Raw genomic sequence first — 16723 nt, forward strand, 5'->3', positions numbered from 1 at the left:
TACGCCCCCATAACGAGCCGTTCAAATAGAACCTAAAAGGAGACGCTCCGTGCTTAATAGAATACTGACCACCCGCCTGCCTTTGCTGGCATATCATCCCCCAAAAACATATGACCTTGATTTTTTTAAGAACATCCGGCTGGCTGGTGCCATGCCTGTTCTGGACGCTGAATTCATCGGTACATCAGAACTTCCTGATCTGCTCCGGCAGCTTAAAAATCAAAATCTGCGTCACGCTATCCGGATTTATGCGGAGGATGAAGATATCTGGGACTATTTTAATCAGCACCCGGCAGATCTGCCCGAATGTGTCATTGTTGCCTACCATGACCCGGATTCACTCGTCAAACGGCAAGCGCTAAACGCTGAAATTTTGATGATGGAAATTTATGAACCCGGCCTTGAAGCCATCCTGAAAGAGATCAATCCCCATGGGATTATTGTAAAAGGCAGGGAAGCCGGGGGCAGGGCATCTTCTTCGTCAAGCTTCATGCTGAGTCAGTATTATGCACAAAAAAGTGACCTTCCATACTTTGTCCATGGCGGCGTGGGTTTTCACACGGCCCCGGGCTTTTTTGCAGCCGGGGCGGCGGGTCTGGTTCTGGATGCCCAGCTTTATTTAGCTGAAGACTCACCGGTTTCCGGGACGTTTAAAGCGGCCCTGGAAAAAATGGAAGAAACCGACACTGTCATTTTAGACGGTGACGGCACCACACAGCACCGGGTATTTGCCAAGCCCGGGACAAAGATCGTCCAGGACCTGATCAAAGAAATCAGTATTAAAAAAGCAGACGGAGAGAACCTGGATTTCATTAAAACGGCAATTGAGCAAAATATGACATCCCTGGGCCAGGATCATGACACCCCCATGCAATCCCTGTTCTATCTTGGCCAGGACGCGGTCTTTGCCCGACACTTTGTAAAGCGCGGCAACGGTATTGAACAAATGATCCGGGCCCTGTTCGATTCTGTGGGAAATGCCCTGAACGCTGTGGAGCAATTTGATCCCTTAACGGAACACACCCCCCTGGCAAAGGAACACGGCACCCGTTTTCCCATTACCCAGGGCCCCATGGCCAACATTTCCGACAACAAAGATTTTGCCAAGGCCGTTTACGACAACGGCGGTCTGCCCTTTTTTGCCTTAGGCAGTCTTCCCATTGAGATTGCAGACACAATTCTGCCGGAAAAATCAGATGACCTGCCCGCATTTGGTGCAGGCATGATCGGCATCAAAGCCTTTAACCCCACCCTGGATCATCACCTGGCACTGATCAAAACCAAACATACCCCCTTTGCCCTTTTTGCCGGTGGCATCCCCTCCCAGATCAATGAACTGGAAGCCTGCGGTACCCGGGCATATCTTCACACCCCCATGCCCGGCGTCCTGAAAAACGCATTTGAAAAAGGGGTAAGGCGCTTTATTCTGGAAGGCAATGAAGCCGGCGGTCATATCGGTAGCCTGTCCAGTATGGTTTTGTGGGAAGTGAGTATTGAAACCCTGTTGGATCTGCCTTCGGATCAACGGCCGGATGTGAGCGTCCTGTTTGCCGGGGGGGTTATCAGCGCTGCCGGGTCTCATTTCATATCAGCCATGACAGCGCTCTTGGCAAAGGAAGGGGTAAAGATCGGCGTTCAACTGGGCACCGCTTACCTGTTTACAAAGGAGATTGTTGAAACAGGCGCCATAACACCTGTCTATCAGCAGGTGGTTCAGGAACACAACTGTACCACCATCATCGGCTCCACCGTGGGGCTTGCCTGCCGCACCGCCAACACGAATTTTGCCGGCCAGATCATGAAAAATGAGCATTGCCGCCTGGCAGATGGCACCATGACCTTAGGTTCACGCAAAAGTGCCTTTGAAAAGGATAATTTAGGTTCACTTCTCATCGGCGCCAAAGGCAAGACACCTGATTTCGGCCATGAAAACGATGGCCAGTGGATTTTATACAACGACGAAGAACAACTATCAAACGGCAATTTCATGACCGGGGAAGGTCTTCTTTTTTTTGAGAACCAGACCACTATCGCCCGGATTCATGAGGAACTGTTCCAGCAAAAGGATGCGATGATTGCCCGGCTCAACGCACTTGAAGTGCTGACCGCTGCCGATGGTCAGATCAATGATGACATTGCCGTGGTCGGCATGGGATGTGTGTTTCCCGATGCCCATGATACCGACACCTTCTGGCGGAATATTCTTGATAAAAAATACAGTATCGGCAAGGTCCCTGACAGCCGCTGGGAAGAATCCCTTTACTATGATCCTGATCCAAAGGCCGAAGACAAGTCTTATACACAGGTCGCAGGCTTAGTCAATGATTTCCAGTTTGACAATGAACGGTTCGGGTATACACCGTCCAAGGCATCTAAATTGTCCCGCAGCCAGCAGATGCTGCTGCATGCCGCCTACCAGGCAGTGGAAAATGCCAACCTTTTAACTGATGATAACCGGATTGCAGCAAAATGCCAGCACAGAACAGGCGTTATCGTGGCCACCTGCCTTGGCAATGAAATGGCATCGGATTTGCATTTTAAATACTTTTTTCCCGAGGTTAAAGACTATCTGCGCAATACGCCGGAATTCAAAGCCCTGTCCGAAACGGAACAAAATAAAATCATTGACCAGTTACGCATAAAAATGTCCCAGGGCTCAATTTACGAACCTGTACATGGTGTCACGCTGAACATGGAGGCAGCCCGTATTGCACATCATTTAGGCATATTCGGTACCAATTACGTGGTGGATGCCGCATGTGCCACCGCCCTTGCCGCCATTGACTGCGGGATTCATGAGCTTTTAAGCGGTACCCATGACATGGTGATTGCTGGCGGTATCAACACCAACATGACACCGGAATCTTTTGTGGGATTCTGTAAAATGGGCACACTGTCCGCCAACGGATCATTTCCTTTTGATGAACGGGCGGACGGGTTTGTTCTGGGCGAAGGGGCCGGTGTCCTGGTCCTGAAACGGCTCAAAGACGCCATTCGGGAAAATGACCCCATCCTTGGTGTCATCAAGGGTGTTGCCTCGTCTTCCGATGGAAAAGGCAAAGGCATTGCCGCCCCGGATAAAGCGGGGCAGGTATTAGCATTTAGGCGCTGTCATGAAAAAATAAAGTCGGAATTTTCCCCCGGGATGGTGCAGTTTATCGAAGCCCACGGCACCGGTACAAAAGTGGGAGATGCCGTGGAGATGGAGACCCTGCGCCAGGTGTATGACCAGGGCGCACCGATTGGTGTATCAACCATTAAATCCCAGATTGGTCATTTACTCGGGGCGGCCGGCATGGCCGGTATGATAAAGACATTGCTGGCCTTAAACCATCAGACGCTGCCCCCCAACGGCACATTTGAAAACATATCTCCGAAAATCGACATGGCAGACTCTTCCCTGTTTGTCCTGGAAAATCCTCAACCCTGGGATGCGCCGGCCAATGGTCCGCGCATGGCAGCGGTAAGTGCCTATGGGTTCGGGGGCATTAACTACCATGCCGTGGTCAGCGAGTTCAACCAAGCCGACACCACGCTTCCCCGCAGGATTTTTACAGATCTTGACCATGATCCCAATGACGACAGGATTGTGTTTTCCGGCATCGGTGTTGTCCTGCCAAAGGCCGGAAATAAAGAGGCGTTCTGGGATGCCATGGTTTCCGGGCAAAAGGCTTACCATCCCATGCCGGCCGATCGTCTGGCCAATGCATGCTATGCCGAAGAGGATGAAAATTCGGGCTTTCGCCTGCCCATGATGAATAACGGTGTTGTTGACGACTTCATGCTGGACATGAAAACCTTTAAGATTCCGCCTTCAGCCATGACGTACATGGACCGGGCCCAGTTGTTCGGCCTGGATGCGGCAGGCCAGGCCCTTGAACAAGCCGGCATTAAGGATAAACTGACTACCGGTAACAAGATTGGTGCCATCCTGGGCACAATTTCCGGCACCCGGAATGTTGAATCTATTATTCGCACCCGGATTCCGCTGCTCCAGCGCATGATCCAGTCCATTTCAGAGGTGGATGAAAATACCCTTTCAGCCATTGCAGGCCATGTGGGCGATCTTCTAAGCAAAAAGTATCCTGCCATGACCGGGGACAGCATCCCCGGAATGCTGTCAAACATTGTGTCTGCACGCATCTCCAAACATTATAACATCCAGGGCACCAATTTTGTGGTGGATGCCTCATGTGCTTCCGCCACCATGGCCTTGGATATGGCCGTTAAAAATCTGCGTGCCGGCGACCTGGACGTGGTGCTTACCGGCGGTGTGGATACCAACCTGTATCCGGGGGTGCTGCTCTCATTCAAACGCCTAGGCATTCTGGCGGAAACCGAACCCTGCCTGTTTGATAATGATGCCAACGGCTATGTCATGGGGGAGGGGGCGGCCTGCCTGGTCGTCACCACCTATAAATATGCAAAACAGAACAATATGCCGATCCTGGGTGAATTAAAATGCCTGAATACGGCGGCAAGCGCGCCCGAGCATTTGCTCTCGCCTTCTGAAAACAAATATGAAAAGGTGATCTCAAGTGACAGTGGGGCATTTAAAACCCGGAAACCCAATCTGGCATATCTGGATGTCTTTGGTGTGTCCCACCCGTTCCTGGATCTGGTTGAAAAACAGGCCATTGAAAAAAGCCTGACCCATCCCGTGGCATACGGTAATATCAAAACAGAATTCGGGTACTTTAAAGCCGCCAATCCCGCTGTCGTCATGACACGGCTTTTAATGATGTCGGATAAAGGGCTGCTGCTGCCCACCCACGGATACAGACCCCACTCTACGCTCATAGAAAAGGACAGCCTGCTGCACCCGGTTAAAGAGATGACCCCGCTGGCCGATGGCGCATTACTGGGGGCGGATGTCAATGGTATCGGCGGCAATCACGCCCATGTAATTATTGGCCGGCTGCCCCGGTTCCTGAGGCCCCAGGACGCTTCCGTATCTGTGGAACAGCCCGCAGTCAGCCCAGGGGTCTGGCCGGACAAGGTCCGGATCGCTGCGGTCACGGCCTTGCTTTCGGGCCAGGGCGCTCAGTCTGCAGGTATGCTCAAATCACTTTACGACGCCCTTCCTGACGTCAAAGCCCTGATGGACCAGGGGGATGCCATTTTCCAGGAACGCCGGGGCGCATCCCTGCTGGAGATCATGAATGCCGGCGGTGCCCCGCTGAACCAGACGGAAAACACCCAGCCGGCCATTTTTCTGTCCACGGCAGCCATCTACCATGCATTGCATCTCAAAGGGTTTGAACCTGATTTTTATATCGGGCACAGTGTTGGAGAATACTCGGCCCTTTATTGCGCAGGCCTGGTTGATTTCACTACGGCCATGAACCTTGTGATTTCCAGGTCTGATTTCATGGCCCGGGCCGCCGCTGAAAACCCCGGCGGCATCATGGTGGTCTTTGACGGAGAAAACGCGGCACAGGACATGATTTCAACCTCCGGTGTCGACGATATCTGGCTGGTCAATAAAAACAGCGAAAAACAGACTGCCATTGCCGGGACAACAAAGGGCATAGACCTTTTCTGCGCCTATCTTAAAGACAGAGATATTTTTCATAAAAAATTGGCGCTGTCCGCACCATTTCATACCCCGATATTGGAACCTGCCGCTGCCAATATGGCCAAGACCCTTGAGTCCGTAAAATTCAACATTGAAAATGCCCATAAGATTATTTCAAACCTGACAGCGAAACCCTATCCTGCCGATGAACAGATGATCCGGGTCCATCTGGCCCGTCAGATCGTCTCCCCGGTGGAGTTTGTCGAATCCGTAAAAGGTGTTCATGCCCAGGGTTGCAAAAGATTTATTGAAATCGGACCGGGCCGGCTGTTGTGCAACCTGTTGAAAAACATCTCCATTGAAAATCCGGAATTCATGCCCACGGCAGATGCCAAAAAAGGAGAGCTTGACAGTTTTAATCTGGCCTTGGAGCGGTTCATACCCAAGGCAAAGGACATTGCCCAGGCAAGCGACGCCGTTGCTCTGGAACTCAAAAAATTTGAACCTAAAGATCTGAATAATAAGAATTTGAAAAATCAGGGCCTGCAAAAAAACGACGCCCCCAAAGCAATGATGAACGACGATATATCCTTCAACACCTTTTTAGCGCAGAACAAAACGCTGGTCCAGGAAGCACTTCAGCGTGAATACCAGGCGTTTCAGCAGAGAAATGCCCTGGCGGCCATTGAAAATCTGGGCCTGTATACCGATTCGGTCTGTATTGCCGGTGTTGCCGTAGGCCTGCCGGGCAAAGGACACCAGGTATTCAACGAGAAAAATTTTGACCGTATTCTGGCCGGCAATAATTTTATTGAACCCCTGACCCAGGAAGAGAAACACAAAATCGTGGACATGAATATTACCCGGGTATACAAACAACCCAGCGGCAATGCCAGGTTTGTGGATATTGTGCGCACCCAGGATGTGATCCAGCTGGCCGGGAAACTCGGGTATTTTGATCTGTCTACGGAATACGGCATCAGCCGCAAATTTGACCTTGTGGATGAACTGGCCATGGCAGCAGGGCTTGAAGCCTTGAAAGACGCCCATATCCCCCTGGTCCAAGGGTATAAAAAAACCTCCACCGGCAGCAGCATCCCGGACGCACTGGTATTGCCTGAAGAGATGCAGGAGACTACCGGCGTGATCATGACGGGTATCTTCCCGGGCTTTGAAACCCTGTTACACCATCTCAATGCGTATTATTATAACAAGTTTTACGTCAAACCCTATGAAGAGCTGGAAAACATCTACTATCACCTGATGGAGAATCTCTCGGACAGGGATATGAAGGATGTGATTACGGACTGGTTTTTTAAGATCCGTGAGCGCCGCAAAGTCTACGGCCAGTATAAATTTGAACGTAATATTCTTTTTGACATCGTATCCCTGGGCGGCGCACATTTTGCCCAGCTCATCCGGGCAAAGGGGCCCAATATTCATCTGAGCGGGGCGTGTGCATCCACGACCCAGGCCATTGGCATGGCAGAGGACTGGATTCGAAACGCCCGCTGCGACAGGGTGATTGTCATCGGCGGGGAAGCGGCCACAAGTGAGGCCCAGATGCCGTGGGTGGGGTCAGGATTTCTGGCCATGGGTGCCGCCACCAGCAAGGAAGTGGTTTCAGATGCGGCCAAACCTTTTGATGAGGACCGAAACGGCACGATTTTAGGCTCCGGTGCCGTGGGAATCGTTGTGGAGCGGGAAGACACTTTGCAACGCAGGGGATTGAACGGTCAAGCCCGGATTTTAGGCTCCCATATCGGCAACAGCGCATTCCATCCCTCCCGCATTGATGTGGGCCATCTTGCAGATGAACTCAATAAATTCGTGGGCCGGGTGGAAAGACAAAACGCCATATCCCGTGCGGACATTGCCGATCAGTTGGTATTTATGTCCCATGAGACCTTTACACCGGCCCGGGGCGGCAGTGCCTCGGCTGAAGTTAATGCGTTAAAGAATGCATTTCCAGACAATTACAAGCAAATCGCAATCACCAACACCAAGGGATATACGGGCCATACCCTGGGCGCGGGTATTGAGGATGCCGTACTGGTCAAAGGCCTGCAGAAAAATATGTTTCCGCCTGTGGCCAACCTGGATAATGTCCCTGCGGAATTTTCAGATTTGAATTTTACACAATCCGGCCATGGTGATTATCGTTTTGGACTGCATTTCAGCGCCGGGTTCGGGTCCCATTTTGCCTTTTTATTGATGGGCCGTGTCCAGGAAGCTGACGTGGAGAACAATCCGGCCTACCATGCGTGGCTGACCCGGATTACCGGCAGCCCCAAGCCCAGGCTGGGCGTTATAAATAAAACCCTGTGCGTTCTGCCCAGGGATAAGCACACGGACCCGGATACAACGGCCCGGGAGAATATAGAAGAAAAAGGCCGTGACACTGCCGGGCATGATGCCCCGGAGAGCCGGACATCAAAGGTACACGATGTACCCGGACAGCCGGTATCGGCACCCGCAAAACAGCCTGAAAAAGCTGCGGGCAATGATGCAACGGCCACAGATGTTTTAAGCCAAATCACCGACCTGATCGCAAACCAGACCGGCTACACCCATGACATGCTGGAACCGGACCTGGATCTGGAAGCAGACCTGGGCATTGACACGGTCAAGCAGGTGGAGACCTTCGGCAAGATCACCAAGTCTTTTGGCCTGACCGCGCCCGAGGATATCAGCCTTTCGGAACTGAACACCATCCGGAAAATTGCCGAGTATATCGGCAGCCGAATTCAGACGGAGGAGATCCCGACACAGCCTGGCACCGATACCGCTGTCCAGACACCGGCGCCAAGTTCCGGCAGCGGCCCGGATATCATGGATGATATCACAGCCATGATTGCCGAGCAGACCGGTTATACCATTGACATGCTGGAACCGGATCTGGATCTTGAAGCAGACCTGGGCATTGACACGGTCAAGCAGGTGGAGACCTTCGGCAAGATCACCAAGTCTTTTGGTCTGACCGCGCCCGAGGATATCAGCCTTTCGGAACTGAACACCATCCGGAAAATTGCCGAGTATATCGGCAGCCGAATTCAGACGGAGGAGATCCCGACACAGCCTGACACTGATACCGCTGTCCAGACACCGGCGCCAAGTTCCGGCAGCGGCCCGGATGTCACGGCAGAAATCACAGCCATGATCGCCGAGCAGACCGGTTACACCCAGGACATGCTTGAACCGGAGCTGGATCTGGAAGCGGATTTGGGCATTGATACGGTCAAGCAGGTGGAGACCTTCGGCAAAATCACCAAAGCATACGGTCTGTCTGTTCCCGAGGATATCAATTTGTCTGAATTGAATACCATACAAAAAATTGCTGAGTATATCGGAAGCCGCATTCAGACGCAGGATTCTCCGACACAGCCTGAATCCGTTACAGCTGATCAGGCCCCGGCTTCCGGTACTGACACCGGCCCGGATGTCACGGCAGAAATCACAACCATGATCGCCGAGCAAACCGGTTACACCCAGGACATGCTTGAACCGGACCTGGATTTGGAAGCGGATTTGGGCATTGACACAGTCAAGCAGGTGGAGACCTTCGGCAAGATCACCAAAGCATACGGCCTGTCTGTTCCCGAGGATATCAATCTGTCCGAATTGAACACCATCAGTAAAATCAGTGAATATATACAGGCCCAAATCGCTGGGAATGGCAACGATAATGCCGAATCTCCATCGGCTCCGGCAACCCCGGGCACCCAAGCACCTGAAACAGAGCAGTCCGGCCAGTCAAGCCAGGCCCAGACCCTGGACGATTCGGATCACGCGGGAATCCAAAGTTATACCTTTGGATTGCGTGAACTGCCCAGTCCTGCACCAGCCCACCGTGATTTTGAAGGGCAAACCTATTTGGTCACCATGGACAATCAGGGATTTGGCCGGGCTGTGGCAGATCTGATTAAAGAGAATAAAGGGGACGTCATCTGTGTGGGCAACAGTGAACAGGATGATTACACCGTTGATTTAAATACGCTTGAAGGTGCTGAAGACCTTATCTCCCGGATTAAGGCGGGCCATGAGGGTATTTTAGGGATCTTTTTCCTTCACCCCCTGGATTTTGTCATGGCGCCAGGTGAAAACCCGGCGGCAGAGAGCGCATCAGTGAAATTTTTATTCCTGTTGTGCAAGGCATTTGGCAGCCGGCTAGATGAATCTCACGGCCGCCTGGCTGCCCTGTCTGTTCAGTCCGCCCTGGCGCGTTTCAAAGAACCGGCACCGGATCAGATTTTTCCGGTTTTCAGCGGTATTTCAGGCCTGCTGAAAACCGTAGCCAAGGAGTACCCGCAAACAGGGGTAAAACTTGTGGAGTTCATGGATAAAAATGATCTTGCCGATATGACCAACGCCGCATCCTTGTTCATGGACGAAGTGTTCAGCATGAGCACCCGCCTGGAGGTGGGCATTGAAAAGGGTTCAAGGTTTGGTATCCGGGCAAATACCGGCAGTCCTGCGGCATCACACCCCCAAGGGCAGGATACCGCTGTCATCAAAGAGACCGACACCCTGCTGGTCACCGGCGGTGCTGCGGGCATCACCTATGAACTGCTCAAGGCGGTTATCCGCCCGGACATGAACCTGGTTATTTTAGGACGCAGCCGGGTGGAAGATGAATTGGAAATTCCTGTAACCGATGCCATGGATGATACACAAATCATGGCCGCACTCAAGTACATACATCCGACAGCCAAACCCGTGGAGCTGAAAAACAAAACCGCCGGACTGCGGCGGATTCTTACGGCCCGGGAAAATCTGGCCCAATTGCGTACCCAAGTAAAGACCGTGGATTACCATGCCGTGGATGTCACCGACCCCGACGCCGTTCTAAAGGCGATCAGCCAATACGACCGTATTGACGGGGTGATTCATGCCGCAGGTGTGGACCGGAGCATTATGATTGAAAAAAAATCCCTGGATGATTTCAATCTGGTTTTTGACACCAAGGTCAAGGGGATGGCCAATGTACTGGCAGCCATTGAAAACAAAAACTGCCGCTATCTCATCGGTTTTTCATCCATCACGGCCAGATTCGGCAATGAAGCCCAGTCAGACTACACCGCAGGAAACGACATGATGGGCGCCATGATACAGGCAAGCGCATTGAAAACACCTGAACTGACCTATAAAGTTTTTGACTGGACCGCCTGGGCTGAAATCGGAATGGCGGCCCAAGGCACCATTGAAGCCGTGCTAAAGGAGAAAGGCATTGCCTTTCTGCCGGTGGCCCAGGGGGTTCGTTTTTTCCAGGAAGAGCTGCAAAATCCGGTTAGTAATGAAGTCCTGATTGGTGCGCCCCCTGAAAAGAATCCAGCTGCATTTGATCCGGACGGCCTCCTTGCCATTGGTCCGTTTCTGGATACCGCAGAAACGGATGCCGGCCGGGACGGGGTGAAATTCAAACGTCTTCTGGAAGCCGACAGGGATCTTTTTCTTTTCGACCATGCCAGAAAAGGGGTACCTTTATTTTTAGGCGCAACCGGCCTGGAAACCATGGCCGAAGCGGCTCTGGAATACAGCGGTGCCCAGGGACGCGTCCTTGAGGTCAGTGACTTTAAAATCCCTTATGGCATCAAATTGTTAAAAAACCGTCCCAAGCATATTGAAATTTTTGCTGAGAAAAACGCGGACGGATTAATAACAACCGAGATTCATTCTGTCTTCATCCCCCCGGGAGGCAAAGCCCCTGTTCAGGATACCCTGCATTACCAGGGTAAATTTAAAATCGGTACGGACTTGCCTGCCCTGGATGAGATTTCTGTCCCGGCGCTGTCCGAATTTAAGGTCGATGCCGAGTGGCAGAAACAGATCTACCACCCGGACCGGCTGTTCATGGACGGGCTGTTCCGCTCTGTGGATCAGTTGGCCTCCCTGGACGGGGATAGTCTGGTCACCGTGGTTCAATGGCGGCCCGGACGCGAATTTTTTAAATGCCAAACCTATCCTGAATTTGCCACCCCTGTGGTGATCATGGATGCCATGTTCCAGACCGGCGGCATACTTGAATTTTTCACCAGTGCGGACGTGATGCTACCTTATACCATTCGCAAGGTATTATTTGCAGCTACTGTTCTGCCGGATACGCCTTATTTTTGTGTGACCCGGCGTCTGGCCCAGGGTGCTGACACTAAAACCTACCATATGCAGCTGGCAGAACCTTCGGGCCGTGTGATTATTGATATCCAGGACTTTGAGATGGTCCGGGTGGATCGCCTGGCCGAAGAGGACCGTCTTGCGTTGTCCAAGGTAAAGCTGGAAACAGCCTAATCGCCGGATAAATGCAACGCATGACCCTGCTGTTCCGGGAACAAGGCATTCAGTTCTGCCTTGTTCACATTCCGGCAATGCTCAAGGCCTTATTGCCCCAGATCGTCGGGCCTAGTTACCAGACCAGGCCCGGCTGCCGATTTCGTCCGGATCAGTTTACACAGCCTGTGCTTTCCCCGGCAGAACTGAATGGGCTGAATCAATTGTTTGCCCTGAAAAAACAGGTGGAACGCCTGGCCGGACGATGGGCTGTGAAAAATCTTGTCATGCAGGAGACAGGCCTGTCCCCGGATGCCATTGAGATACATAATGACGCATCCGGGGCGCCATGTCTGGCCCCCTCCTTTGATTATGCCATATCCATTACACATTCAGGGGATTACGCCCTGGCCGCGCTGTGCGGAAAGGCTGATGCCCTGGGTGTTGATATGGAGGCCATAAGCCCTCTGGATATCCCGGCCCTTTTACACGCCGGATTTTCCAATAAAGAACAAAGCACATACGCCGGGGCAGATCTTGAAACCATCCTGAAAATCTGGACCATCAAAGAGGCCTTGCTCAAATACCGCCGAACCGGTTTAAAAACCTCTGCCAAAAAAATCGAATGGCTGGATGAAAGATTGTATGAAAATCATAATCCTATTGATGATGTTTTCGTGAAATCATACCAGCGGGATAACATTATTTTTTCAGTGGCTTTCCCATTTTTATAGCTCATTTTTATATGTATTTTGTGCGGTTTGCCGCTACGAAGATTTATACGATGATGTCGAACTGTTCTTCAAGAGTGTCAGAATATCTCATGCGAGACCAGCTATTATCTGCTCAGCCAAAAATGGGATGGAAAACAGTTTGCCAAAAGAATACGAGCATACTGGGGAGTCGAAAATAAACTACAAAATCAACATATGGGGTGCAGAATGTAGGTTTATGTGCTATTTTATCTTGAAAAAATATCGTCAAATATTGGGATCCTTCATAACTACTTTACACTTTTTGAGATCAATCTCTATTTTTCAAGGACTTCTCACAAAAAGTGTAAACTACTTTTGTGGGGATATGAAGGATGCCCAAATATTTGCAGAATTTCATTAAGGAGTGCTAAGTGAAAATTAAGTCGAAAATGATTGTGTTTATCGGTCTCACTGTTTTGGTTGCATTTGGTCTTTCTATCGCTTTTGTTACTGTAAAAACAAGTAATATGGCAAAAGATTCAGCTGAAAAGTATTGTGAAGAGATGGCATACCGATATGGTGCCAAAACTCAAGTGAATATCGAGGTGGGGATGGATGCTGCAAGAACTTTGGCTCATGCATTTGAAGCACTCAAACGGGCAGATGAACCGAACCGACATATAATGGATGCTATGCTCAAGCAGGTTCTTGAGAGAAATCCGGGATTCGTTGGTGTCTGGTCTTGTTGGGAGTCCAACGCGCTTGATGGAAAAGACAGTGAATATGTGGATACTCCAGGATCGGACTCTACAGGGCGCTATGTTTCGTATTGGAGCAGGGGAAACGGTAAAATAACGGTAGAACCTTTGATTGATTATGATACCCCAGGTGCCGGAGATTATTATCTGTTGGCTTTAAAAAGTGGAAATGAACAGGTTTTGGAACCTTATCTGTATTCAATTGGGGGGGAAGAAATGCTCATTACCAGCCTTGTGGTTCCTATAAAAGTCGGAGGCAAGGTACTCGGGGTGGCAGGTGTTGATTTTACCATGGATACTCTCACGGAATTGATTAGTGATATAAAACCTTATGGCACCGGATACGGCTATATCGTTTCAAACGGAGGGGTTTTGGTGGCTCATCACAAAAAAGATATCCTGGGAAAAGATTTTATCGAACGACAACGTGAAGATGTTCGTGAACCCATCCGTGATGCACTGAAGCACGGAAAACAATATTCCCTTTACAAAGTGAGCAAAGCCACTGGTATTGCCAGTTTTCAGGTTTTGACTCCTATTACCATGGGGGCAAGCGATACTCCGTGGTCGTTTATCATAAGTATCCCTGAAAGTACATTTGAAAAGAGAGTCAGGACCATGACTTACTCTATTTTGAGCATTGCTTTTGTGGCTTTATTGGTTATTTTCGGAGCTATTTGGTTTATCAGCGGTACTATCGTAAAACCCATTCGTCAAGTGGTGGAAAGTCTTCGGGATATTGCCGAAGGCGAAGGGGATCTGACCAAACGCCTTGACATTCAGTCAACCGATGAGGTGGGGGAACTGGCAGCTTGGTTCGATCGGTTTATGGAAAATCTCCAGGGGATTATTAGCCAAAGCGTCCAAAATACCCAATCGGTGGAACATTCATCCAAAGAACTTTTGCATATTGCCGGAGAACTTGCCCAGGAGGCCGAAAATGCTTCGGAGCTTTCAAAGAATGCGAACAACGCATCAGAACAAATGTCCGCCAATGTATCTGCTGTGGCAGCCGTCATGGAACAGTCAGCGACGAATATTTCTATGGTAGCCACGGCTTCCGAGGAGATGAGTGCCACCATCAATGAAATTACGGAAAATTCGGAACGCGCACGAAATATTTCCGAAGATGCCGTTTCTCAGGCCGGAGAGACATCTGAACAGATAGAGGTACTCAAACAGTCGGCCATGGATATCAGTAAAGTGACAGAAACCATTCATGACATTTCCGAACAAACCAATTTACTGGCCCTAAATGCTACTATCGAGGCGGCTCGGGCCGGAGAAGCTGGAAGAGGGTTTTCTGTTGTAGCCAATGAAATCAAAGAACTGGCTGGTCAAACCGCCCAAGCGACTCAGGATATCAAGGGTAAAATAGATAATATTCAAAACACTACTAATAGTTCCGTGGAGCGTATTGGCCAGATAACCGGGGTCATTCAGGATATTCACCAAATTATCAGCACCATTGCGGCGGCTGTTGAAGAACAATCCGTTACTACTTCAGAGATCACCGTGAACATAACTCAGGTAGCAGACGGAGTTCAGGATGCCAATAAAAACGTCAACGAATCTTCCAGTGCCTCCCAAGATGTTGCTCATGACATTTCAAAACTTAATGAAAGCGCTAATTTGGTTGCTGATAATGCTGATCAGATCAACAAACAGTCGGAAAATCTTCAAAAAATGGCTGCTGAACTCCAAGGGACTTTGAGCAAATTCAAAACAAGCTGAACGATAGGATGATTTGCATGAAATTTTTTACCATGCTTGAAGGCTGCCGGAAAAAACTATCGGGCTTGATCATAAGATGAGCCACCCATACAGAAATACGACTTCGACCACTTTTAACGTATTGTATTTATAATGTTTAATTTTCGTTTTAAAAAAAATCGATGAAAAGTGGCTGAAGTTATGACCAAGCCCAGCGTATCAATAGATGATGCAACATTTTTACAGTGTAAAAAGGGAGGTCAAGGTAGATCATTGCCCTAAATGTGCAGGATATTGGTTGGACGAAGGGGAGCTTTTCAAAATTCGTAAACAATTCAAAACTGAGGAAGAAAGAAAACAAGCAGCATTAAAGTATTTTTCAGAATTGTTTGATGGTGAATTGCTTATAATCAAAAAAGAGAGTGACGAAAAGGCTAAAAAGGTTCAGGAAGTGACGAATATGTTTCGCCTTATATTACCCAGTCATTATTTTTCAAAAATAAAAAATTTTTAAAAGAAATCGGGAGCGGACTTCCCATTACTGAGAAGCCCTCCCACCCACCTTTCTAAAGACGGCCGGTACGGGATAATTTTTCCATGCCCTTTTGATCTAAAATCAAAATTTGTTTCCCATCTACCTTGATAAATCCACCCAGCTCCATCTTTTTTAATACGCGGGAAATGGTCTCAGGGGTTGTGCCGATGAGGCTTGCCAGTTGAACCTTGGAAACAGGTAACGACACGCCGACTGCCGGCAGGCGTTTTGGGGGCAATGGGCTCATCTGTGAATGCTCCGTCCCTTCCTGGGCCAGGGTCAGAATATACGCGGCCAGTCTGGCCGGAACTTCCTTCAGGCTTAAATTTTCAATCTGAATCGTAAATTCCCTCAAGCGCCTGGACAGGTCTGCCAGCATATTCATGGCAAGGGCGGGGGATTTTTCAATCTGCCGGACAAATGCCTGCCTGGGCAGAAAAAGAAGGGTTGAAGGTTCCAGGGCCATGGCAGAGGCCGGAAAACTTTTTCCCTGGAACACCGGCACTTCACCAAATATATGTCCGGGGCCGTATATGTGCAGGATCTGCTCCTTGCCTTCAAACGACATTTTAAATACTTTAATTTTGCCTGCCGCCACAATATAAAACCCTTCGCCCCTGTCACCTTCCTGGAAGATCAACTTGCCTTTGTTTACGGTCAATTCGCCTGCCAAATCGGATAGGGTCCTACACTGGTCTTTTGTCAGCCCTGAAAAAAGGGGAATGATATGCAGATATTTTTCGATTTCTGGTCTCCGAATTATTTCTCAGCAATGGTTTAATTGAGGTCGTCTATAGTAACTTCAAATCAAAATGTAAACCCAATTTAAGAGTATAGGAATTTCCATTTCCCAGTACCCAGTACCCAGTACCTAACAGCCCGCCCAAAGGGCGCTATTTTAAACGTTAAAACTGAGATATAAATAGTTGACCATGTTGCCGAACCTTGTCAAAATATCGTCTGTTTTAGGATTGGTTCTAACGTCTGCCGCTGTAGGGGCAGGCCACCGTGCCTGCTCTGACGAGGGTAACCACAGAGGGATTGCCCCTACAAAAAACGGCCTATAATAGAATCAAGCCCTATATTTTTTTTATTGCTTGATAAAACTCGATTATCGTTGCGTCAAGTAAGCCCGAAGCATTGGGAAAGGAGGTAAAAGGAAAGCCAGGAAATTTGCTATTGTTACCCAATGGGTGAGAGTCCCATCTGAATAAAGCCCAGCCAGCAGTTCAGTAGCAAA

General features: G+C 49.7%; 5 protein-coding genes. 4 read left to right on the forward strand and 1 reads right to left on the reverse strand.

The genetic code is table 11. The features are described from left to right. The first annotated feature begins 49 nt into the window (after positions 1 to 49). The 4 genes from HXW94_RS13225 to HXW94_RS13240 all read left to right on the forward strand — a co-directional run bounded on the left by HXW94_RS13225 (position 50) and on the right by HXW94_RS13240 (position 15462). Positions 50 to 11803 (forward strand): type I polyketide synthase, encoded by an 11754-nt coding sequence (locus HXW94_RS13225; protein WP_178367377.1) that lies wholly within the window; start codon positions 50 to 52, stop codon positions 11801 to 11803. A gap of 20 nt (positions 11804 to 11823) precedes the next feature. Next, positions 11824 to 12516 (forward strand): 4'-phosphopantetheinyl transferase family protein, encoded by a 693-nt coding sequence (locus tag HXW94_RS13230; protein ID WP_246293996.1) that lies wholly within the window; start codon positions 11824 to 11826, stop codon positions 12514 to 12516. Positions 12517 to 12908: 392 nt separating this feature from the next. Further along, positions 12909 to 14969 (forward strand): methyl-accepting chemotaxis protein, encoded by a 2061-nt coding sequence (locus HXW94_RS13235; RefSeq protein WP_178367379.1) that lies wholly within the window; start codon positions 12909 to 12911, stop codon positions 14967 to 14969. Between the two features lie 208 nt (positions 14970 to 15177). Continuing rightward, positions 15178 to 15462, forward strand: a complete 285-nt coding sequence (locus HXW94_RS13240; protein ID WP_281357840.1) for a TFIIB-type zinc ribbon-containing protein — start codon at positions 15178 to 15180, stop codon at positions 15460 to 15462. 52 nt (positions 15463 to 15514) lie between these two features. Here HXW94_RS13240 and HXW94_RS13245 read toward each other — a convergent pair whose 3' ends face one another. After that, positions 15515 to 16156: a Crp/Fnr family transcriptional regulator gene (locus HXW94_RS13245; protein WP_246293999.1), complete on the reverse strand. Its 642-nt coding sequence runs from the start codon at positions 16154 to 16156 to the stop codon at positions 15515 to 15517. Positions 16157 to 16723 lie beyond the last annotated feature (567 nt).

The sequence above is a fragment of the Desulfobacter latus genome, assembly GCF_013389365.1.
In the GTDB taxonomy this organism is placed as follows: domain Bacteria; phylum Desulfobacterota; class Desulfobacteria; order Desulfobacterales; family Desulfobacteraceae; genus Desulfobacter; species Desulfobacter latus.

Coding starts and splice junctions, on each gene's coding strand:
- HXW94_RS13240 (WP_281357840.1), top strand. CDS start 15,178: ATGCAACATTTTTACAGTGTAAAAAGGGAGGTCAAGGTAGATCATTGC.
- HXW94_RS13230 (WP_246293996.1), top strand. CDS start 11,824: ATGACCCTGCTGTTCCGGGAACAAGGCATTCAGTTCTGCCTTGTTCAC.